Raw genomic sequence first — 320 nt, 5'->3', positions numbered from 1 at the left:
ACTTGGCCTTTACCGAAGAGCAAATCAACTTTGTGGAAGGAGACTTTTTTCAGGTTTTTTCATTCGATAAAATCCGCGGAGATGCCGATCTCACCGCTCCCAAGTCGGTGGTCATCACCGAATCCCTTGCCCAAAAACTATTTCCAGATCAGGACCCTTTGGGAAAAATCTTTACCCTGAGCAACCAATTCGGCAAAACCGAACTCACCGTCACGGGGGTAATTGCAGGTATTTCGTCCCGGTCTGATCTCAGGGGAGAGGTTTTTGTCTCTATTCATACCCTCGAAAATCCAGCCTATAGACAAGGCAATGACTGGGCA

General features: G+C 47.5%; 1 protein-coding gene. It reads left to right on the top strand.

All coding sequences use genetic code 11. From position 1 onward, the window contains the following. The coding region (locus ACNKXV_RS13900; protein WP_417908315.1) for an ABC transporter permease at positions 1 to 320 on the top strand (320 nt) is incomplete at both ends.

It is taken from the genome of Christiangramia aquimixticola, assembly GCF_048285835.1.
Classification (GTDB): domain Bacteria; phylum Bacteroidota; class Bacteroidia; order Flavobacteriales; family Flavobacteriaceae; genus Christiangramia; species Christiangramia aquimixticola.
The sequence above is the reverse complement of the archived record's forward strand: the minus strand, read 5'-3'. Positions and strand labels throughout refer to the sequence as shown.